Raw genomic sequence first — 21,543 nt, 5'->3', positions numbered from 1 at the left:
GGAATTGCCGCTGTATGTTGTCATACGGGTATCAAAATTTCTGCCCGATTCCCTGCCAGACTAGCCGCCGTCAACGGGCCGGACACCCGGACACGGCACGCGAAAAGCGTACACTTGCTCGGCTGCGGGCTACGGGCCTGCACCCCCCGCCATACCCCACCTATAAGAGAGACGATGCAAACTCCCGCCCGGCCCCGCCCGCGTTCGCGCCTGACCGACGTGGTGATCGAGGAACTGAACAAGCGGCTGGACGCGCGCCTGTACCGCGCCGGCGACAAGCTGCCTTCCGAACACGCACTCTGCGATGAGTTCGACGTCAGCCGCACCGTTATTCGCGAAGCTGTCGCATCGATGCGCCTGAGCGGCCGCCTGGTCAGCAAGCCCGGCATCGGCGTATTCGTCACGGAAGACCGCGAAAAGCCCATCGACTTTGTCATCGAACCCGCCGCCGACCCGCGCTGGGCCTTGCACATCATGGAGTTGCGCGCAGGCCTTGAAGTGGAAGCCTGTGGGCTGGCGGCAGAGCGCCGCACCGCCACCGACCTGAGCGAGATCGTCGAAGCCTTTGACGCCTTCAACCGCGCAACCCGCGACATGGAAGCCGCCGTCAAGGCCGACTACGAATTCCACCTGTCGATTGCCAAGGCGTCGAACAACCCGCACTTTCCCGCGCTGCTGAAGGCCGCGGTGCGCGACGTGATGCTGGACCTGAACATCAAGCACGGCGGCAAGACGCCTGAAGAACTGGAAACCTACGAAACGCGCAACGTGCGCGAGCACGAAGCCATCCTGACCGCCATCATGCGACGCGACCCCGGCGCCGCACGCGCCGCCATGGCGCGTCACCTGGGTGACAGCATCGCGCGGTATCGCAAGCTGTTGTCGCAAGCGCCGGCGCAATAAGACCGCGCTGGAAAGACCCCAGCGCAAACAGGCATTCGCCACGGCCAGCCGGCAGGTCCAACCCCCTGCCGGCAAAGCAAATTACGGGATTCCCCTTACTTGCTAGCTTGTATGACAGCTGCCATCATACGTCTCATGACTTAGCGGTACGATGTAACGCCAGATTCTGGCAGCCGCGCCCCGCTATCCGTATGACCCACGTTGTACAAGTGCCGCTGATGAGCCCGATTCTTTCCCTCCGCACGACGTTCCACCGCTACGCCACGCGTATTCATCGGCACATCACCTGACCGGGTTCCCGGTCATCCGCGGCGCTCTCCGCGACCCCTTCCCTACCCCTGCATCCCCGTGTCACCGACCGCTCAGGCCAACGCCCGAGCCGCGACGGCGCGTGCGCGCCGGGTTCCGCTTTCCTCTTCGTTCCTTTCCCGCTTATCCAAGCGCTTTCCGACCTCCCCAGGAGCATTCTCCATGCGTAAGTTTTTGACCACCGCCGTTGCGGCGACTTTGCTGTGCGTCGCCTCTGGCGCGCAAGCCGGCGTGACGTTCGACGCCGTCAAGAAAAAAGGCTTCTTGCAGTGCGGCTTTGCCGGCATTCCCGGCTTCTCGGTGTTGGACAGCAAGGGCGAATGGACCGGGCTGGACGTGGACATGTGCCGCGCCGTCGCCGCCGCCATGTTTGGCGACGCGTCCAAGGTCAAGGGCAACGTGCTGACCGCGCAAGCCAAGTTCACCGCGCTGCAATCGGGTGAAATCGACATGCTGTCGCGCAACACCACGCAGACGCTGACCCGCGACACCACGCTGGGCTTGATCGGCGTGGGCGTGAACTTCTATGACGCGCAAGGCCTGATCGTCAAGAAGTCGATGAACGTGAAGAGCGTGAAGGAACTGGACGGCGCCACCATCTGCGTGCAGCCGGGCACCACCACCGAACTGAACCTGGCCGACTACTTCCGCAGCCGTGGCCTGACGTTCAAGCCGGTGCTGGTTGAAAACTACGACGAGAACTTCCGCCTGCTGGAATCGGGCCGTTGCGACGCCTACACCAACGACAAGTCCAACACCGCCGCCAACATGCGCACGCGCTTGGCCAAGCCGGAAGACTGGGAAATCCTGACCGAAAACCTGTCCAAGGAACCCTTGGGCCCGATGGTCCGCCAAGGCGACGAGCAGTGGTTCAACGTGGTGCGCTGGTCGCTAAACGCCATGCTGGAAGCCGAGGAATACGGCATCACGTCAAAGAACGTGGATGAAATGCTGAAGAGCACCAACCCCAACGTGCAGCGCATTCTGGGCGTGACGCCGGGCATGGGCAAGAATCTGGGTCTGGACGACAAGTGGGCCTACAACATCATCAAGCAGGTTGGTAACTACGGCGAAAGCTATGACCGCGCCATGGGCAAGGACAGCCCGCTGAAGCTGGAACGCGGCCTGAACAAGCAATGGACCCAAGGCGGCCTGATGTACGGCTGGCCCGTCCGCTAAGTGTTAATGCGCGGCTTCGTCTTTCAGGCGAAGCCGCTTTTCTCTTTACCCGCATTTCCGGCCGCAACGCGCGGCCTGTCTTTGCCTCTTTACGTTGTAACCATGAACAGCATCGTCAACGCCCGCCTGAAACAGATCAAACCTTCGCCCAGCATGGCCGCCAAGATCGTCGTCGACGAACTGCGCCGCCAGGGCCGCGAAATCGCCGACTTCACGCTTGGTGAACCGGACATGGCCACGCCCGCCCACATTGCGCGCGCCGGCCAGGAAGCCATCGCCAGCGGCGACATCCGCTACACCAGCCCGAACGGCACGGTGGGCTTGCGCCGCGCCATCGCCAACAGCCTGGAGCTGGGCCTGGGCGTGTCTTACGGCATGGACCAGATCACCGTGGGCGCGGGCGCCAAGCAGATCATCGGCGCGGCGCTGACCGCCAGCCTGGAACCGGGTGACGAAGTCATCGTCTGCGCGCCGTACTGGGTGTCGTACCCCGACATGGTGCTGTTGAACGACGCCAAGCCTGTTGTGGTGACCGGCCCCGAGTCGCAAGGCTTCAAGCTGAACGCCGCCACGCTGGAAGCCGCGATCACGCCGCGCACCCGCTGGCTGATTCTGAATTCCCCCAGCAACCCCAGCGGCGCCGTCTACAGCGCAGCCGAGCTGCGCGCGCTGACCGACGTGCTGCTGCGCCATCCGCAAGTCTGGATTCTTAGCGACGAAATCTACGCGCCCTTCTGCTACAGCGGACAGGCGCATGCCTCGCCCGTGCAAGTGGAACCGCAGCTGATTCCGCGCACGCTGATCGTCAATGGCATGTCGAAGTCGTACGCCATGACCGGCTGGCGCGTGGGCTACGGCGCGGGTCCGGCGGACTTGATCAAGGCGATGAGCACGGTCATGTCCCAAAGCACGTCTTGCCCCAGCGCGATTTCGCAAGTGGCCGCGCAGGCCGCCCTGGAAGGCGACCAGTCCAGCGTGACGAAGATGGTCGACATCTTCAAGGCCCGCCGCGACCTGATCGTGCGCCGCTTGAACGCCATTCCCGGTATCTCGTGCGCGATGCCCGACGGCGCGTTCTACGTGTACGCCAACGTGCAAGGCCTGATCGGACGCACCGGCCCGGCAGGCGAGCTGAAGACCGACCTGGACGTCAGCCTGTTCTTCCTGCGTGAAGCCGGCGTGGCGGTGATCGACGGCGGTTCTTATGGCTTGTCGCCCTATGTGCGCTTCTCGTTCGCGACGTCCACCGCAGTCATCGAACAAGGCATGGACCGCCTGGAAGCGGCCGTCAAAGTCTTGATGGCGGACTAAGCCGTGGCCAAGCACACCGCGCAATCCCCGGTGGCAAGGCCACCGCACCGGGTGTCCTGGAATGACCCGGCCACGCGTGCGCTGGTCTACCAGGTGCTGGCCCTGACCTTCGTCGGGGCGGGCGTCTGGTTCCTGGTGCACAACACGCTGCACAACCTGTCCATGCGCAACATCGCCACGGGCTTCGGCTTTCTGAACCGCGAAGCGGGCTTCGCCATTGGTGAGTCCGTCATCGCCTATGGCCCGGCCGACACCTATGGCCGCGCCATCTTCGTGGGCGTGCTGAACACGTTGCGCGTGGGCCTGCTTGCGCTGGTCGCCGCCACCATTCTGGGCGTCTTCATTGGCGTCGGACGGCTGTCGAAGAATTGGCTCGTGAAGAAGATCACCTCGGTGTATGTCGAGGTGATGCGCAACGTGCCGCTCTTGCTGCAACTGTTCTTCTGGTATGCGCTGATCACCGAAAACATGCCGGGGCCGCGCCAGGCGCACAACCCGCTGCCGGGCGTGTTCATTTCCAACCGGGGCCTGAAAGTGCCTGGGCTGGAAGGTGCATCGCTGGACTGGGTGCTGGGCGGACTGGCGCTGGCCATTGTCGCCATCCTGTTCCTGGGCCACTGGGGCGCGAAGCGCCAGGAAGCCACGGGCCGTGTGTTCCCGCTGGGCCGCGCAGCCATCGGCTTGCTGCTGGCGTTGCCCGTGCTGGGCTGGCTGGCCAGCGGCGCATCGCTGACGCTGGACATGCCGGCGCTCAAGGGCTTCAACTTCGTTGGCGGCCTGACGCTGACGCCAGAGTTCGTCGCCCTGTTCCTGGGCTTGACCGTCTACACCTCGGCGTTCATCGCCGAAGTGGTGCGATCCGGCATCCAGGCGGTGAACAACGGCCAATGGGAAGCCGCCGGCTCGCTGGGCCTGCCGCGCGCCAAGGTGTTGCGTCTGGTCGTGCTGCCGCAAGCCTTGCGCGTGATCATCCCGCCGATGACCAGCCAATACCTGAACCTGTTGAAGAACAGTTCGCTGGCCGTCGCCATTGGCTATCCGGACATCGTCTCGGTGGTGAACACCACGCTGAACCAGACCGGCCAGGCCATCGAGGGCATCCTCATCATCATGGGCGCGTACCTGACGGTCAGCCTGTCGATCTCGATCTTCATGAATTGGTACAACAAGCGCATCGCGCTGGTGGAGCGTTGATATGAGCAGCACTACGCACTCCTTCGCCGACCCCCTGCCCCCGCCCAGCACCCAGGTCGGCGCCTGGGCCTGGATACGGTCCCGTCTGTTTTCATCCCCGCTGAACATCCTGATCACGGTGCTGCTGGCGTGGTTCCTGCTGATGTCGTTGCCGGCGCTGGTGGAATGGGCCTTCCTGAAGGCCAACTTCACCGCCACCAACGCCATGGAATGCCGGGCCTCCGTTGGCGGCGCCTGCTGGGCGTTCATCGTTGAAAAGCATCGGCTGATTCTGTTCGGCACTTATCCGTTTGATGAACAGTGGCGTCCGCTGATCGCCACGCTGATCCTCGTCGCCGTCATCGCGTGCAGCGGCATGCGGCGCTTCTGGAATGGCAAGCTGGCGCTCATCTGGACGGGCGGCCTGACGGCTGTTGCGCTCTTGATGTGGGGCGGCGTGTTCGGCCTGACGTATGTCGAGAACTCGCGCTGGGGCGGCCTGCCGTTGACGCTGATTCTGGCCACGTTTGGCATCGCCTTTGCGTTCCCGATCGGCGTGATGCTGGCGCTGGGCCGGCGTTCGAAGATGCCGGCCATCAAAGCGCTGTGCGTCGTGTACATCGAGCTGATTCGTGGCGTGCCGCTGATCAGCCTGCTGTTCATGTCGTCGGTGATGCTGCCGCTGTTCTTGCCCGAAGGTTTCACCATCGACAAGCTGCTGCGCGCGCAGATCGCCATCATCCTGTTCGCCGCGGCCTATATCGCGGAAACGGTACGCGGCGGCCTGCAGGCCATTCCGAAAGGCCAGTACGAAGGCGCCGATTCGCTCGGGCTGAACTACTGGCAGCAGATGCGCAAGATCATCCTGCCGCAAGCGCTGAAGATCGTGATTCCGCCGCTGGTGGGTATTTTCATCAGCCTGTTCAAGGACACGTCGCTGGTGGTGATCATCGGTATTTTCGACCTGACGCTGGCAGCCAAGGCGGCCTTGTCCGACGCGGCATGGCGGGGTTTCGGGGTGGAGGCCTATCTCTTCATCTCGCTGATCTACTTCGTCTTTTGCTATTCCATGTCCAAATACAGCCAAGCGCTTGAAAAGCGTCTGGCCACCGGGCACGCGCGCTGATTGCGCGGCGATCCCCCCCGGTAAACCTTACGGAGACCAAGCATGTCGGATTCCATTATTCGATTGCAGGGCGTGAACAAGTGGTACGGCCAGTTCCACGTGTTGCGCAACATCAACCTGGACGTGGCGCCTGGCGAACGCATCGTGGTGTGCGGCCCATCGGGCTCGGGCAAGTCCACGATGATTCGCTGCATCAACCGTCTTGAAGAGCACCAGCAAGGCCAGATCATCGTTGACGGCACCGAGCTGACGAACGATCTCAAACACATTGAGACCATCCGCCGCGAAGTTGGCATGGTGTTCCAGCACTTCAACCTGTTCCCGCACCTGACCGTGCTGGAAAACCTGACGCTGGGCCCCATGTGGGTGCTGAAGCAGCCGCGCGCACAGGCCGAAGCCACGGCAATGAAGTACCTGGAACGCGTGCGCATTCCCGATCAGGCCAAGAAATTCCCCGGCCAGTTGTCGGGCGGCCAGCAACAGCGCGTGGCGATTGCGCGGTCGTTGTGCATGAACCCGAAGGTCATGTTGTTTGATGAACCCACATCTGCGCTAGACCCGGAAATGGTCAAGGAAGTGCTGGACGTGATGGTGACGCTGGCTCAGGAAAGCGGCATGACGATGATCTGCGTGACCCACGAAATGGGCTTTGCGCGCAAGGTMGCSAAYCGKGTGATCTTCATGGACCGCGGCGAAATCATCGAACAGAACAACCCGGACGCGTTCTTTGATAACCCGCAGAACGAACGGACGAAACTGTTCCTGAGCCAGATCCTGCATTGATGTTGATGGCGTAAACCATAAACGGCTATCCATGCCGCCCCCATCATGTCGCCCCCTTCATGCCGCCCGCGTTGGGCGGCATTTTTCATGGGCGCACGCAATAGAACCCAAACCATGAACGGCACCTGGCATCCCCCTTAAACCGGCATGAGTCATTACGTTATTCCGCCAGCGCCGCCGTGATCCGCCATCACAAAACAGATATCGACATGCGGATTCAATCGTTCAAGCGCGCCGCCGCTTCCTCCAGACTGCACCTTTCACTAAGCGCAATCTGGAGTTCCGATGTCCCTACCCTCAGTCACCGGCCTTGACCACTACATCATCCGGGTCAACGACCTGCAGGCCGCGACCGACCGCTATGTGAAGCTGGGCTTCAGCCTGGCGCCGCAAGGCCGGCACCATCGCGGCACGCGCAACCAGACCATCATCCTGGATGCGAACTACCTGGAACTGCTGTTTTTCCCGGAAGAACTGAAGGCCGATTCGCGCTTTGGCGGCTATGACGACGCCTACGAAGGCCCCGTCTCCACGGCCCTGCAAACCACCGACAGCACCGCCGTGCACGCGGAACTGGCGCGGCTGGGCATCGACGCAGAACCGCCTTTGCGCGGCGGCCGCCCGGTGCATTTGCCCGACGGCAGCGAAGACGCCGCCTGGAACAACACGAACTTTCCCAATGGCCTCTTGGGCGTGCCCGACTTCTTCACCTGCGGCCACCTGACGCGCCACCTGGTCTACCGCCCGGAATGGCAAGACCACGCCAACGGCGCGCGCCGCATCGAAGCGCTAGTCGCCGTGCACCCCGACCCCGCATCGCTGCGCGCCGGCTACGCGCGCGTGTTCGGTCCCATCGCCATCAGCGACCTGCCTGATGGCGGCCTGCAAGTTCGCCGGGGCAGCCTGCGCATCAACTTCCTGCGCCCCGCCGCCTTCGAACAACGCTACCCGCGCGTCCGCGTGCCAGCCGGCTTGCCAGCGGCGTCCCAGGGCGGCTGGTTTGCCGGTTCTGTGATTGGCGTGCGTGACCTGGCCAAGACCCGCGCGCTGTTTGACGCCAACCAGGTGAACTACCGCGCCAATGAACAGGGTGAACTGGTCGTGGCGCCGCAAGACGCGGCGGGCGCGTTGCAAGTCTTCGTGCAAGAGGCATGAGATGAGCCAGACCCTGCCCGATTATTGGGACTGTTTTTCCACTGATTACGCGGCGGCCCGCGCCGCGTTCGTGGCCGCCGCCACCGAGCGCGGCGCAGCCTTGTCGCGCCATGAACACCCGTCGTTGAAGGACCCGCACGGTCAACCGTTGAGCGTGGACGTCGCCGTGCTGGGGCGGCCTGACGCGCCGCGCACCCACCTTGCCATCAGCGGCACGCACGGGTTGGAAGGCGCAGCGGGCTCCGCGGTTCAGATCGGCTGGCTGCGCGCCGATGGTGGCACCCCCCTGCCGGACGACGTGAACGTGGTCTTCGTACACGCGCTGAATCCGTATGGCTATGCCTACGACACGCGCACCACCGAAAACAACGTCGACCTGAACCGCAACTTCATCGACCACACCCGCGCCAAGCCCGCCAACCCCCACTACGCCACGCTGCACCCGCACCTGATCCCGGCCGAGTGGACGGAGACCAGCCTGGAAGCCGGCGCCCGCGCCGTCGAACAATTCCGCGACACGCATGGCGCCGACACCGTGTTCAACGTCACTGCCAGCGGCCAATACACCCATCCCGATGGCCTGGTGTACGGCGGCGACGGCCCCGAGTGGTCGAACCGCACGCTGCGCCGCATCGTGGACCAGCATCTGGCCGCCAGCGAACGCGTGGCCTTCATCGACTGGCACACCGGCATCGGCGAATACGGCGAACCGTTCTTCCTGTGCTTTAACGACGAAGGCAGCGCCGAACAAGCGCAAGCCGCCGCATGGTGGGGCGCAGACCGCGTGCGTGACCAGCGTCCGCATGGCCTGGCCCGCCCCGATTACCAGGGGCTGGTGTTCCGTGGCGTGCAGCAAGCCTTGGGCGACCGCGCACTCGCAGGCGCCGTCGTGGAGTTCGGCACGCGCGGCCTGCAAATGCGGCCCGCGCTCAGGCTCGACCAATGGCTGCGTTTCAAGGCCCCGCTGTCGCCTGACGCCGCGCGCGACGCCCAACTGCGCGCCGATCTGGTCGACGCCTTTGTTCCGGTCTCGAGCGTCTGGCGCCGTAGCGCCCTGGCGCATGGCCTGGCCATCACCCGGCAGGCAATCGCCGGCGTCGCCGCCTGGTAACGCCCCCTTCCCACATCCCCAACTATCTATTGGCAGTCATGAAAGCAATCGTTTTGCGTGAACACGGCGGCAGCGACAAGCTCCGCTTCGAACCCGAATTCCCCAACCCCGTCGCCGGCCCGGACGACGTTGTCATCCGCGTGCGCGCGTCGTCGTTGAACTATCACGACGTGTTCACTCGCCGTGGCATGCCCGGCATCAACCTGCCCTTTCCCGTGATCATCGGCCTGGACGTGGCCGGTGAAATCCTGGAAACCGGCGCCAACGTCAGCGAGTGGAAAGTGGGCGACCGCGTGCTGGTCGACCCCATTGACCGGGTGAACGGCGGGCTGGTCGGTGAAACCATCCACGGCGGCCTGGCCGAGCGCTGCCGCGTGCCGGCGCATCAACTGCTGCGCCTGCCCGATGCAGTCAGCTTCGAACAGGCCGCCGCGCTGCCCGTGGCCTACGGCACGGCGTTGCGCATGATGAACCGCATCGGCCAGATCCAGGCCGGTGAAAAAGTGCTGATCCTGGGCGCAAGCGGCGGCGTGGGCGTGTGCGCGGTGCAGCTGGCCAAGCTGGCCGGCGCGGAAGTCATCGCCTGCGCCGGCACTGCTGAAAAGGGCGAAGCGCTGCGCGCGCTGGGCGCCGACCACATCATCCTGTACACGCAGGAAGACTTCCTGAAAGCCGTGCAGGAACGCTTCGGCAAACCCGCGCGCCGCCGCGGCGGCAAGTCGGGCGGCGTGGACGTGGTGGTGAACTTCACGGGTGGCGACACCTGGGTGAAGTCGCTGCGCTGCCTGCGTCTGGGCGGCCGTCTACTCACCTGCGGCGCCACCGCGGGCTTCGACCCCAAGGAAGACCTGCGCTACATCTGGACCTTCGAATTGCAGATTCGCGGCTCCAACGGCTGGGACCGCGACGACCTCTACGAGCTGCTGGAACTGGTGCGCGACGGCCGCCTGCATGTGCCGATTGACCGCAGCTGGCCGCTGGAACAAGGCGCAGAGGCGCTGGCCTCGCTGGAAGATCGCAAGATCGTCGGCAAAGTGCTGGTGACGTCATGAGCGCAGTGCAAAACCCAATCCAAAGCCCCGCACAAAGCCCAACCCAAAGCCCCGCGCAAAATTCGACGCTTAGCGCTGAAGCCATCCAGGCCAAGTTCGACGGTTCCCCCTTCATCGCCTGGCTGGGCTTGAGCGTCACCGCCGTCGATCACGACCGTGGCGAACTCACCGTGCTGGCCCCCATGCGCGCCGAGTTCGAACGCGGCGCGGCCAGCGGCCAATGGCATGGCGGCCCGCTGGCCGCCGTGATCGATACCGTGGGCGATTTTGCCGTGGGCATGCTGCTGGGCCGAGGGCTGCCGACCATCAACTTCCGCGTCGACTATCTGCGCCCTGCTGTGAACACCAGCCTGACGGCCGTGGCGCGCGTGCGGCGCAACGGCCGCAGCGTCGGCGTGGCCGACGTAGACCTCTACAACGACCAGGGTGCGCTGGTGGCCATCGGCCGCGCCACCTACGCCACGCTCAGCCAAGGCTGAGCCCGCCCCGAACCCTAAGGATTCATCATGACCCAGACTCCGCGCCCCGGACGGCGCGCCTTCCTCACCCGCTCCGCCGCAGGCGGCCTGGCCGCCACTGGCTTCGGGCTTGCGCCCCGCGCGCTGATCGCCGCCACGGACACACCCGGCTCAGACCCCGGCCCGGCCCGCAAGGGCGGCACGCTCGTCGCCAGCTGGGGCGGCCTGGAGCCCCAAGCGCTGTTTGTGCCGGGCGGCGGCGGCTCCAGCCCGTTCCAGACGTCCACCAAAATCCTTGAACGCCTGCTGCGCCTGGATGCCGACCTGAAGTTCCAGCCCGCGCTGGCGCTAAGCCTGACGCCCGCCGCCGACTTCCGCAGCTACACCATCAAGCTGCGCGAAGGCGTCACCTGGCATGACGGCGCACCGTTCACGTCCGCCGACGTCGTCTACAACGCGCTGCAACACTGGAAGCCCATCTCGGCCGGCATCGCGCTGAAGTCGTTGACGGACGCCACCGCCACCGACTCACACACCGTAGTGCTGACCTTCAACGCACCGGTGCCGGAATTCTTCTTGAAGTCCACGCTGGCCGGCCAGTTCCAATTGCTGTTGCCCAAGCATCTATACGACGGCAAAGACATCATTACCAACCCGTTGAACAACACGCCGGTCGGCACCGGCCCGTGGAAGTACGGCAAGTGGGTGCGCGGCAGCCACGTGGAATACCTGCGCAACGACGCGTACTGGAACGCCGGCATGCCCTACCTGGACAAGCTCGTCATCCGCTGGTGGGGCGACCCGTCTTCGCGCGGGGCCGCGCTGGAAACGGGGGAATTGGGCTTGGCGTATTCCAGTCCGGTGCCAGCGCGCGACATCGACCGTCTGGTGAAAACCGGCAAGGTCGTCGTGGATACGCGCGGCTATCAGAACACCGCCTGGACCGTCACCGTTGAATTCAATCAGCGCCGCGAGATCGTCAAGCGCCGTGAAGTGCGACAGGCCATCCTGCACGCCATCGACCGCCAATTCATCGTCGACACCATCTATTACGGCCGGGGCAAACCGGCGATTGCCCCCATCTTCAGCAGCAACCCGTTGTTCTTCACCGAAGACGTGCCGCGCTACCCGTTCGACCCCAAGAAGGCGGCCGCGCTGCTGGACGCGGCCGGCCTGCCCGTCAAAGACGGCAAGCGCTTCACCGTCAACCTGCTGGCCGCCGCCTGGTTCGAAGAAAACGCCAAGCTGGGCCAGTACCTGAAGCAGGCGCTGGAAGACGTGGGCATTGCGGTGAGGCTGGATTCCGTTGACCGCGCCACCGCGCTCAAGCGCATCTATGGCGATTACGACTACGACATCGCCGTGTCCAATTTCACGTCGCCATTGGAACTGGTGCCGACCGTGACGCAGTTTTTCACGACCGACGGCATCGTAAAAGGCGCGGCGTTCCGCAACGCCACGGGCTATTCCAGCCCCGAGATGGACGGCATCGTCGCCAAGCTCGCGGTGGAAACGGCGCCCGAGGCCCGCCGCGCGCTGGCCGCGGAATTCGCGAAGCTGGCGTCCACCGACGTGCCCCTGGTGCCGCTGGTGGAGATCCAGGCGTTCACATTGGCCGGCAAGAAGGTGCGCAACTTCACGACCAGCGCCAACGTGCAGGGCGAGACCCTGGCCGACGTCTGGCTGCAACCTTAAGCGACCCGCCATGCCGATCCGACTGATCACCCGCCGCTTGCTTCAGGCCATTCCGCTGCTCTTGGGCGTGGTGGTGCTGAACTTTGCCCTGATCCAATCCGTGCCAGGCACCTTCCTGGACGTCATGACGGCCGAACAGCAGGTTACCGACCCCGCGCTGATCGAACGCCTGCGCGTGACCTACGGCCTGGACCAGACCCCTACCGTGCAGCTGCTGAAGTACATCGGATCGGTCGCGCGCCTGGATTTCGGCTATTCGTACCGGCATAACCTGCCCGTGCTGGACGTGATTCTGGCGCACCTGCCCGCCACGCTGGTGCTGATGCTGGCCAGCATCGCCATCGCCGTGCTGGTAGGCATGGCGGCGGGCATCGTGTCAGCCGTGAAGGTCAACACGTGGTGGGATAGCGCGGTGTCGGCCTTTGCCGTGCTGTGCTTTGCGGCGCCAAGCTTCTGGCTGGGCATCATGCTGATCATTCTGTTTTCCGTGAAGCTGGGCTGGTTTCCGGTGGGCGGCATGGTCACCATCGGCTTGGACGGCGGGCTCTGGCACCAGGCGCTGGACGTGCTGCACCATCTGGCGCTGCCCGCCCTTGCGCTGGGCCTGTTCTATTCAGCGGCGTATGCGCGCGTGATGCGGGCGTCGATGCTGGAAGTCAGCCGCATGGACTACGTGCGCACGGCATACGCCAAGGGCCTGACGCGCGCCACCGTCGTGCTGCGCCACATCCTGCGCAATGCGGTGCTGCCCATCGTGACCCTGCTGGGCCTGCAACTGGGCGCGGTGCTGGGCGGCAGCATTGTTGTTGAAGCGGTGTTCAGCTGGCCCGGCATTGGCGGCGTGCTGTTTGACAGCGTCATGACCCGCAACTACCCCGTCGTGCTGGGCATTCTGGTGCTGAGTTCTTTCGTCGTGATCGTCGCCAACATCGTCGTCGATCTGCTCTACACGCGGTTGGACCCGCGCATCAAGGCTGCCTGACATGTCTGCATCGTCTTCTGTTTCGCCTGCTGCTTCTATTACTGGCAACACCACAGCCGCTTCCCCGGCCGCATCCGCCCCCCATCGCCCGGCCTCATTCCTGTCCCGCTACGCCCGCAACCGTGGCGCGGTGGCGGGCGCCATCGTCCTGCTGCTGGTGGTGCTGCTGGCCGCCAGCGCCGGCTGGCTGTATCCCACCAACCCCTTGCGCATCGTTGGCGCGCCCGAAATCTGGCCGTTCGAGTCCTGGCGTTACCCGCTAGGCACCGACTCCATGGGCCGCGACATTGCCGCGCTGATCGCGCACGGCGCGCGCGCCACCTTGCTGATCGGCCTGGTGGCCGCCGCCACCGCCACGCTGATCGGCGTGAGCGTGGGCGCCGCGGCCGCGTGGTCGGGCGGCTGGATCGACGAAGCGCTGATGCGCGTCACCGAACTGTTCCAGATCATTCCCAACGTGGTCTTCGTGCTGACCATCGTGTCGGTGCTGGGGCCGCACATTGAAACCATCACGCTGGCCGTCGGGCTGGTGTCGTGGCCGCCCATCGCGCGGCTGACGCGGGCGGAATTCCTGTCATTCAAGGAACGCGAATTCGTGCAGGCGTGCCGCGCCGTCGGCATGAGCCCGCTGCGCATCGTCGCCGCCGAAATCCTGCCCAACGCGCTGCCGCCGGTCATCGTGATGTCGTCGCTGGTGGTGGCCGGCGCCATCTTGTACGAATCGGTGGTGTCGTTTCTGGGGCTGGGCGACCCCAACATCGCCAGCTGGGGCCGGCTGGTCGGCGAAGGCCGCAGCCTGATCCGCTCGTCCTGGTACATCTGCGCCGTTCCCGGCGTAGCCATCATGCTTGCCGTGCTGTCGCTGAACCTGGTTGGCGACGGCTTGAACGACGCGCTCAACCCCAAGCTGCAAAAGCGTTGAACCGCAACTGCAAACCCGGAATATCCCATGACGCATACGCTAAATAATCTTGGCGACCTGGCCGACCCGCGCCGCGCCACCGCCCTGCCCGCCATCATTGACCTGCGCCAGCCCGGCGCGCCCGCGCACTACGACCACGAACAGGTTCGCCAACTGGCGGGCGGCGTGGCCGCCTGGCTGACGGCGCGCGGCCTGCCGTCGGGCGCGCGTGTGGCGATTGCCGCGCTGAACCGCGCCGAATACCTGATTACGTACTTCGGCATCATGCGCGCCGGCTTCGTCGCCGTGCCCATCAACATCAAGCAGTCGCAAGAGAATATCGACTACGTGATCCGCGACGCCGATATCGCGCTGGCGTTCGTGGATGCCCCGCGCCGCGCTGCGTTCGAAGCCACGGTGCCCGTGCTCGACTTTGACGACGACGGCCCCGAAGGCTTCGCCGCGCAGATTACGCCCACGGAGTTCAACACCGTCACGCCCGCGAACGACGACGTCGCGCAGATGCTGTACACGTCCGGCTCCACCGGCAAGCCCAAAGGCGTGCCGCTGACGCACACCGGCCAGCTCTGGGCGCTGACGGCCACCTCGGCTCCGGTGACGGCCAACGCCGCGCAGGAACACTATCTGTTGGCCCAACCGCTGTTCCATATGAACGGCCTGTTCATGGCCAAGCGCGCATTCGCCAGCAACAGCCTGCTCGTCATCCAGCCCAGCTTTGACGTCGCGGCTTACGCCGATGCGCTGGAGCGTTACCGCATCACCATCCTGACCGCCGTGCCGACGATGTTCGCCCGCCTGGTCAAAGACCCGGCGCTGCTGCATGGCCGCGATCTATCCGCGCTGGCGCGCGTGATGCTGGGCTCGGCCCCGATGACGGTGGCGCTGTATGAACGCATCCAGCAAGCGCTGCCGCATGTGCGCATCACGCATGGGTATGGCACCACCGAAGCTGGCCCCGCCGTGTTCGGCCCGCATCCCCATGGCCTGCCCACGCCGCCGCTGGCGGTGGGCCATCCGCTGGACCCTTCTCACGTGCGCCTGGCGGATGGCCCGAACGCTGACGAAGGCGTGCTGCTGATGAACAACCCGGCCGTGTTGTCCGGCTATCACAACCTGCCCGAAAAAAGCGCGCAGGTGCTGCAAGACGGCTGGTACTACAGCGGCGACGTCATGCGCCGCGACGCCGACGGCTTCTACTATTTCGTAGGCCGCTCCGACGACATGTTCGTATGCGGCGGCGAGAACATCTATCCCGTTGAAGTGGAAAAACTGCTGGAGTCTCATCCCGACGTGCGCCAAAGCTGCGTCGTGCCGCTGGCCGACGAAGAGCGCGGGCACATCCCCGTTGCCTTCGTCGTGCGCCGCGACGGCAGCGGGCTGGATGCCGACGCGCTTAAGCGCCATGCGCTGGCGAACGGCCCCGCGTATCAGCACCCGCGCCGCATCCGCTTCGTGGATGAACTGCCATGGGCCGGCACCAACAAGGTCGATCGCAACGCCCTGCTGTTGCAGGCCCGTGCGCTGGAAGCGCAACAAGCCTGGACCCTGACCGCCACGGAGGCCGCATGAGCCACACCCCGGATTCCCTGGCCGGCAAGACGGCGCTGGTCACCGGCGGCAGCCGCGGCATCGGCCGCGCCATTGCGCTGGCGCTGGGCCGGCGCGGCGCGCACGTCGCCGTGCATTACAACGCCGCCCGCGACGCCGCCGATGAAGTCGTATCGCTGATCCGCGACGCTGGCGGCCGCGCCTGGACCTTGCAAGCCGACCTGGCATCATCCGACGCGGCGGCGATACTCGCCGAAGCGCTGCGCCATACGGTGCAGCAACACACGGGCGCCGACGGCCTGGATATTCTGGTCAACAACGCGGGCGTGGGGCTGCGTGCGCGGCTGGCCGACGTCAAACCCGACGATTTCGACCGCGTGCTGCAAGTCAATTTGAAGACGCCGTTCTTTTTGATTCAGCACTGCCTGCCCTTCTTGCGCGACGGCGGGCGCATCGTCAATATCTCGTCGATGGGCACGCGCGCCGCCTATCCCGAAATGAGTGTCTACGCACCGGCCAAAGCGGGGCTGGAGGCGCTGACGCTGCTGCTGGCCAGCGACCTGGGCGCGCGCGGCATTACGGTGAACGCCGTGCTGCCCGGCGCCACCGCCACCGACATGAACACCCGCGCCCGCGACCCCGACATCAGCCGCGCCATTGCCCAGACGATTGCACTGGGGCGCGTCGGCCAGCCAGAAGACATTGCGGATATCGTCGCGTTCCTGGCCTCGCACGAAGGACGCTGGGTCACCGGGCAGAGTATTGATGCAACGGGGGGCCAGCGCTTGTAGGGCATGGGCGACAGGCGCGTCAGGCAAACACGGGGGGCTACTTTTCTGAATCGTCCTATGGCTAATTTTGAATGGCTCCCTAACATTGAGGCCAACCTCATAGAGGCCAGTCTCATTGAAGCCAATCTGATTGCCGCCAATCTGATTGCCCCCAATCTGATTGCCCCCAATCTGATTGCCGCCATTCCGATTTCAGCCACTCTGATCAAAGGAGCCCCCATGATCCCCGTCGCCCTTGTTGGCCATGCTCACGCCTGCCCGCTCCATGGCCCCGGCACCATCGTCAGCGGCGCGTCCACCGCCGCCATCAACGGCCGGCCGATCGCCCGCGTGGGCGACCGCATCAGCTGCGGCGCCGTCATCGTCAGCGGTTCCGCATCCGCCACCATCGAAGGGCAACCGGTGGCGCGCCAAGGCGACACCACCAGCCACGGCGGCACGCTGATCGAGGGCGATGCTAATTGGCTGTCGGCATAAGCGCCCTGCGTCCCCATAACCATATGTGATATCGGTATTTTTCAGGCGGGCATGCATCTTTTAGGATGACAGCGTCATTTTCTTATTCCGCTGGAATCGCCGTGCCCCGCCTGAGCCCCCTGAATCCCGCCACGCTGGATTCCAACACCGCCGCCCTCTTCAATCAACTGCTTCAAGACTACGGCCCATACGCCAACATGCTGAGCGCGTTCGCGCCCCGGCCGCCCGCGTTGAAGCATTTTTTCTCTTACCTGGTGCAATCGCGTGAAGACGGCTTGATCTCGCCGCGCCATCTGGAAATTGCGCTGCTGACGGCATCCAAGGCGCACGCCTGCCACTACTGCGTCACGCTGCACACGCCCAAGCTGGCGGCGCACGGCATTTCGCAAGACGCCATCGACCGCCTGCTGGAACCCAGCGTGCCCGGGCTGGACGAGCAAGACCTGCTGGTTCGCGACTACGCGGTGCTGGTGACCTTGACGCCGTCGCAAGTCAGCGACGCGTTCTACAGCAAGCTGCAATCGTTCTTCAGCGAAGAACAGATTGTGGAACTGACGATCCGCATTGCGCTGTGCAGCTTCTTCAAGCGCTTTAACGAGGCGCTGGAAGTGCCGCATGAAGACGTCGTGGCGTTGGAACTTGCGCATGGCGCGGCCTGAGGCGGCCTGAGATTGCACCGCCATGACACTAGCCCCTGCTTTAAAACTGGAAATCCGCAATCTGTCCAAGCGGTTCCAGACCGACACCGGCCCCGTCCAGGTGCTGGACGACATCAGCCTGAACGCCGCCAGCGGTGAATTCGTCAGCATCATCGGCCCCTCGGGCTGCGGCAAGTCCACCTTGTTCAACATCCTGACCGGCCTGCTTGAACACGATGCCGGCACCATCGCGCTGGATGGCAAGCCCCTGCCCAACCTGCGCGGACGCGTCGGCTACATGCTGCAACGCGACCTGCTCATGCCGTGGCGCACCGTGCTGGACAACGTGCTGGTCGGCCTGGAAATACGCGGCACGCCCCGCGCGGAATCCGTCGAATTGGCACGCGACTATCTGAACACCTTTGGCCTGCTGCCGTTTCAAGACAGCTACCCCAAGGCGCTGTCGGGCGGCATGCGGCAACGCGTGGCGCTTGCGCGCACCTTGCTGCCGGACCCGGATGTGCTGCTGCTAGACGAACCGTTCTCGGCGCTGGACTACCAAACCCGCTTGTTCCTGGAGTCCATGCTGGCCGACACCGTCAGCCAAAAGGGCAAGACAGTGGTGCTGGTGACGCACGACATCGACGAAGCCATTGCACTGTCTGAACGCATCTTCGTCTTGAGCGCCCGCCCCGGCCGATTGAAAAGCGAACACAAGATCGAACTCGGCACACGCTCGCCCCTGGCCGCGCGCCACGACAGCCGCTTTCCGGCGTACTTCGACCTGCTCTGCCAGGAACTCGACATTCAGACCGGCCGCAAAACCGGAACCCACGCATGAGCCAGACCACCGTTACCCCTGCCGCCAGCGCCGCCTTGGGCGATAGCCGGCAACATACCTTGGCCGCCAATACCCGCGTCGAACGCAGCGACCGCGCCCAACGCGCCCGCCGCGCTCCTCGCGCCGCGCGTCTCCGCCTGCCCGTGCTGGTCACCCAGCTGCTGATACTTGCCGTGCTGTTCGGCGCCTGGGAAGCCGGCGTCCGGTCGGGCGCCGTGTCGGGCTTTCTGTTCGGTTCGCCCGCCGGCGTGCTGCAAGCCGCCTGGAAAATGATCCAGTCCGGCGAGCTTTGGGAGCACGCCAACTACACGCTGTGGGCATCCGCCGTGGGCTTTGTAGCCGGCACCGTGCTGGGCACCGCGCCTGGCTTGGCGCTGTGGTATTCGCCCTATGGCGCGCGGGTCGTCGAACCCTTTCTGGTCGCCATCAACAGCGTGCCAAAGATTGCGTTCGCGCCGCTGGTGATCCTGTGGTTTGGCACTGGCGTCATTTCAAAAGTGGCGCTGTCCGTATCGCTGACGTCCATCGTCGCCTTGCTGGCCGCATTTCAGGCCGCCAAGGACACAGACCCCGACATCCAGAAGATGATGGTTTCTCTGGGCGCCAGCCGCCGCCAGATCTTTCGCAAGGTGGTCGTGCCATCAGCGCTGCCCGCCATCATCAGCACGTTCCGCATCAACATCGGCTTTGCGCTGGTGGGCACCGTGGTGGGCGAATTCATTTCGTCCAAGTACGGGCTGGGGCACGTGATCTTCGTGGCCTCGTCGCTGTATGACCTGAACACTGTCTGGGTCGGCATCTTCTCGCTGATGCTGCTGGGCTTTGTTCTGTATGCCGGCGTGGACGTCGCCGAAAAGCGCTTGCTGCGCTGGAAAGACCAAACCTACGCCACCCAATTCAAGCTCTGAACGGCGTACCCAAAACCCACGCATTCAGACTGCAATTTCCTGACCTTACATTCATTCCTTACATTCATTCAGACTGAACCTACGCATTCAGACTGCAATTTCCAAACCTGATTTCCAAGCCTGCCATTCCCTATGAATCCGAATCTTTCCCTGCGCTTGGCCACGGCCGCCGTTGCGTCGCTGCTGTCCGTCTCCGCTTTCGCCGCCAACGACAAGGCGGTGGTGTCCGCCGCCTTCAAGTCCGTGTTCTACCTGCCGGTGTACTTCGCCGAAGAACACGGGTACTTCAAGGATGAAGGGCTGGACGTGCGCATCGACGTGGCCTCATCGTCCACCAACGCGCTGGCCGCCGTGATTTCCCGCAGCGCCGACTTCTCGCTGCACGGCCCGGAATGGACGGCTATCTCCTTTGGCCGCGGCGCGCCTGTGAAAGTCGTGGGCGGCACCTTGAACCGGCTGGGCGTGTGGCTGACGTGCAAACAAGACTTCAAGTTCGACGGCTTCAAAAGCCTGAAAGGCGCCACCATCGCCACGGGCGCCATGCCCACAACCAGCTCATCCGCCTTCCTGAAGCTCGTGAAAAACGCCGGGCTGGACCCAAAGCGCGATCTGGATTTGCTGGAAGTGCCGCTGGGTAATGAGATTGGCCCCTTGAGTTCGGGCAAGGTCGACTGCGCCGTGCTCTACGAACCGGGCGCGTCCCAGGCACAGGCCCAGGGCTACAAGGTGGTGTCGGCCTTCTCGCGCGAGATCGGCCCGTACACGTTCTCGGCCATCTCCACCCGCCAGGACATCTCCCCGCAGGTGCAGCAGAAATTTGTGTCGGGCATCGACCGCGCCTTGAAGGCCATCCACAAAGACCCGGCCGCCGCGGTGGCCAGCGGATTGAAGCTGTTCCCGAACCTGGACCCCGCCGTGGTGCGCGCGTCCGTGCAACGCCTGATCGACGACGGCGTGTTCGCCGATTCCGTCGCCGTGCCGGAACAAGCGTTGAAGGACGCGCTGCAAACGCAGATCGACCTGGGCAACCTGGACCGCATTCCCCAAGACACCAAATGGCTTGACCTTCAAACCGCCCAGCAGATTTCCAGCAAGACGTACTAAAACCGGTGGCGCATGCCTACCGCGTATTGGGATTGATGCCACGACGAATCTGACCAGGCGCCCCGCATATAGCCGTAAATGGCATAGAGGTTGGTGCGCTTGGACAGGTCGTACCCATAACCCGCCGAATAGACCTGCTGCGTGTGCGTGGCGCCATCGCGCGCCAACGCGCCGCCGCTAGGCATGCTGCCCTGCCACGACGCCATGACCGTGTTGGCCCCCAACCGCCACGCGGCCCCGGCCATCACCGCATGCACCGTGCTGCCCGGAAAGTACGCGCGCTGCCCCGGCGACGGCACCGCCGGAATCGTCGACCCGTTGCGCATGATGGACCCGGCCGCATACAACGTGAACGCGTCGACGGTGGCGCGGACTGCCAGCGTATAGGCATCCGGCTGGCGCGCGCCGCCTGCCTGCCTCATCGCGGCGGACTGCACCGTGCCGTCTGCCCAACGCGCGCCTTCATAGGTTGCCGTGACGGCGTAGCCGGGTTGTTCATAGATCAACGCGGCGCTGTAGAGCTTGTTCGTCGCCGACGTTTCAAACCCGCCGCCCCCGTCGTAATCCAGGCTGACGTCCGCCCCCGCGCGCCACCCGCTCACCGACGGCGTCCAAAGCGCCACGGTGTTATCCGCCCGATTCGCGTTGTAAGGCAGCAGCGCGGTCTGCGCGCCCGTGATCAAGTACGACGCCAGAAACGCGTCATAGTCCGCCAGCGTTGCCGACGACACCGACGTCTGACGGCCCAGGCGCAGATCGCCCCAGCCGCCCGACAAGCCCACCCAAGCCGCGCGCCCGAATAGACGCCCGCCCTGCGCCGACTTGCCGTTGTTGGCCACGACGCCGCTTTCCAGTTGGAAGTTGGCGCGCATGCCATTGCCCAAGTCTTCACTGCCGCGCAAGCCCCACCGCGACCCCGACTGCACACCCGACTGCATGTTCACGGCCGTGCCGCGCTCCTGCGTCGAAAAACCCGCCAGGCTCAGATCGACCACCCCATACAAGGTGACCGGGTTTTGCTGCGCGTCAGCCAGGCACGGCGTCATCAACGTGGCCACGCACGCGGACCACTTCCCC

The 21,543-nt window shown here is 64.6% G+C and carries 21 protein-coding genes; 20 read left to right on the top strand and 1 reads right to left on the bottom strand.

Going from position 1 to position 21,543, the window contains the following annotated elements:
- Positions 1 to 174: 174 nt before the first annotated feature.
- The 20 genes from AC1DSJ_RS28565 to AC1DSJ_RS28470 all read left to right on the top strand — a co-directional run bounded on the left by AC1DSJ_RS28565 (position 175) and on the right by AC1DSJ_RS28470 (position 20,466).
- Complete coding sequence (locus AC1DSJ_RS28565) at positions 175 to 903, top strand: FadR/GntR family transcriptional regulator (protein WP_054426854.1); 729 nt, start codon at positions 175 to 177, stop codon at positions 901 to 903.
- Between the two features lie 471 nt (positions 904 to 1,374).
- Complete coding sequence (locus AC1DSJ_RS28560) at positions 1,375 to 2,391, top strand: amino acid ABC transporter substrate-binding protein (RefSeq protein WP_054426855.1); 1,017 nt, start codon at positions 1,375 to 1,377, stop codon at positions 2,389 to 2,391.
- A gap of 102 nt (positions 2,392 to 2,493) precedes the next feature.
- A complete protein-coding gene (locus AC1DSJ_RS28555; protein ID WP_441372436.1) occupies positions 2,494 to 3,702 on the top strand; it encodes an aminotransferase class I/II-fold pyridoxal phosphate-dependent enzyme in 1,209 nt (402 codons plus the stop codon).
- Between the two features lie 30 nt (positions 3,703 to 3,732).
- A complete protein-coding gene (locus tag AC1DSJ_RS28550) occupies positions 3,733 to 4,896 on the top strand; it encodes an amino acid ABC transporter permease (RefSeq protein ID WP_441372471.1) in 1,164 nt (387 codons plus the stop codon).
- Between the two features lies 1 nt (position 4,897).
- Positions 4,898 to 6,001, top strand: coding sequence for an amino acid ABC transporter permease (locus AC1DSJ_RS28545; RefSeq protein ID WP_054426857.1), 1,104 nt, complete (start codon positions 4,898 to 4,900; stop codon positions 5,999 to 6,001).
- 42 nt (positions 6,002 to 6,043) lie between these two features.
- Positions 6,044 to 6,784: an amino acid ABC transporter ATP-binding protein gene (locus AC1DSJ_RS28540; protein ID WP_054426858.1), complete on the top strand. Its 741-nt coding sequence runs from the start codon at positions 6,044 to 6,046 to the stop codon at positions 6,782 to 6,784.
- 285 nt (positions 6,785 to 7,069) lie between these two features.
- Positions 7,070 to 7,939 carry a VOC family protein gene (locus AC1DSJ_RS28535; protein ID WP_054426859.1) on the top strand — a complete coding sequence of 290 codons (870 nt, stop codon included), beginning with the start codon at positions 7,070 to 7,072 and terminating at the stop codon, positions 7,937 to 7,939.
- 1 nt (position 7,940) lies between these two features.
- The gene (locus tag AC1DSJ_RS28530) at positions 7,941 to 9,050 is read left to right on the top strand and encodes a DUF2817 domain-containing protein (RefSeq protein ID WP_054426860.1); all 1,110 of its coding nucleotides are present in this window, start codon (positions 7,941 to 7,943) and stop codon (positions 9,048 to 9,050) included.
- Positions 9,051 to 9,088: 38 nt separating this feature from the next.
- Positions 9,089 to 10,102, top strand: a complete 1,014-nt coding sequence (locus tag AC1DSJ_RS28525; protein WP_175168674.1) for a quinone oxidoreductase family protein — start codon at positions 9,089 to 9,091, stop codon at positions 10,100 to 10,102.
- Entirely contained in the window at positions 10,099 to 10,581 is a 483-nt protein-coding gene (locus AC1DSJ_RS28520) for a PaaI family thioesterase (protein ID WP_245636449.1), read from the top strand. Before AC1DSJ_RS28525 ends, AC1DSJ_RS28520 begins: the two co-directional genes overlap by 4 nt.
- A 27-nt stretch (positions 10,582 to 10,608) precedes the next feature.
- Complete coding sequence (locus tag AC1DSJ_RS28515; RefSeq protein WP_441372435.1) at positions 10,609 to 12,255, top strand: ABC transporter substrate-binding protein; 1,647 nt, start codon at positions 10,609 to 10,611, stop codon at positions 12,253 to 12,255.
- 10 nt (positions 12,256 to 12,265) lie between these two features.
- On the top strand, positions 12,266 to 13,237 hold the full coding sequence (locus AC1DSJ_RS28510) for an ABC transporter permease (RefSeq protein WP_441372434.1): 972 nt from the start codon (positions 12,266 to 12,268) through the stop codon (positions 13,235 to 13,237).
- A gap of 1 nt (position 13,238) precedes the next feature.
- Positions 13,239 to 14,159: an ABC transporter permease gene (locus tag AC1DSJ_RS28505; RefSeq protein ID WP_441372433.1), complete on the top strand. Its 921-nt coding sequence runs from the start codon at positions 13,239 to 13,241 to the stop codon at positions 14,157 to 14,159.
- A 27-nt stretch (positions 14,160 to 14,186) separates the two neighbouring features.
- A complete protein-coding gene (locus AC1DSJ_RS28500) occupies positions 14,187 to 15,728 on the top strand; it encodes a class I adenylate-forming enzyme family protein (protein ID WP_441372432.1) in 1,542 nt (513 codons plus the stop codon).
- On the top strand, positions 15,725 to 16,498 hold the full coding sequence (locus AC1DSJ_RS28495) for an SDR family oxidoreductase (RefSeq protein WP_054426865.1): 774 nt from the start codon (positions 15,725 to 15,727) through the stop codon (positions 16,496 to 16,498). The genes AC1DSJ_RS28500 and AC1DSJ_RS28495 overlap by 4 nt, the downstream gene beginning before the upstream one ends.
- A 219-nt stretch (positions 16,499 to 16,717) precedes the next feature.
- Positions 16,718 to 16,975: a PAAR domain-containing protein gene (locus AC1DSJ_RS28490; RefSeq protein WP_054426911.1), complete on the top strand. Its 258-nt coding sequence runs from the start codon at positions 16,718 to 16,720 to the stop codon at positions 16,973 to 16,975.
- A gap of 101 nt (positions 16,976 to 17,076) precedes the next feature.
- The gene (locus AC1DSJ_RS28485; protein WP_441372431.1) at positions 17,077 to 17,634 is read left to right on the top strand and encodes a carboxymuconolactone decarboxylase family protein; all 558 of its coding nucleotides are present in this window, start codon (positions 17,077 to 17,079) and stop codon (positions 17,632 to 17,634) included.
- 22 nt (positions 17,635 to 17,656) lie between these two features.
- Positions 17,657 to 18,454: an ABC transporter ATP-binding protein gene (locus AC1DSJ_RS28480; protein ID WP_441372430.1), complete on the top strand. Its 798-nt coding sequence runs from the start codon at positions 17,657 to 17,659 to the stop codon at positions 18,452 to 18,454.
- Positions 18,451 to 19,362: an ABC transporter permease gene (locus AC1DSJ_RS28475; protein WP_441372429.1), complete on the top strand. Its 912-nt coding sequence runs from the start codon at positions 18,451 to 18,453 to the stop codon at positions 19,360 to 19,362. Before AC1DSJ_RS28480 ends, AC1DSJ_RS28475 begins: the two co-directional genes overlap by 4 nt.
- 132 nt (positions 19,363 to 19,494) lie before the next feature.
- Positions 19,495 to 20,466, top strand: coding sequence for an ABC transporter substrate-binding protein (locus AC1DSJ_RS28470; protein WP_441372428.1), 972 nt, complete (start codon positions 19,495 to 19,497; stop codon positions 20,464 to 20,466).
- On the opposite strand, the gene AC1DSJ_RS28465 is transcribed toward AC1DSJ_RS28470, so the two are convergent.
- A complete protein-coding gene (locus tag AC1DSJ_RS28465; RefSeq protein ID WP_441372427.1) occupies positions 20,463 to 21,524 on the bottom strand; it encodes a porin in 1,062 nt (353 codons plus the stop codon). The two genes, AC1DSJ_RS28470 and AC1DSJ_RS28465, sit on opposite strands and share 4 nt — an antisense overlap.
- Positions 21,525 to 21,543: the final 19 nt, after the last annotated feature.

Source organism: Achromobacter sp. 01N37 (assembly GCF_056399725.1).
Note: the sequence above shows the minus strand (reverse complement) of the source record. Positions and strands in the feature narration are given on the sequence as shown.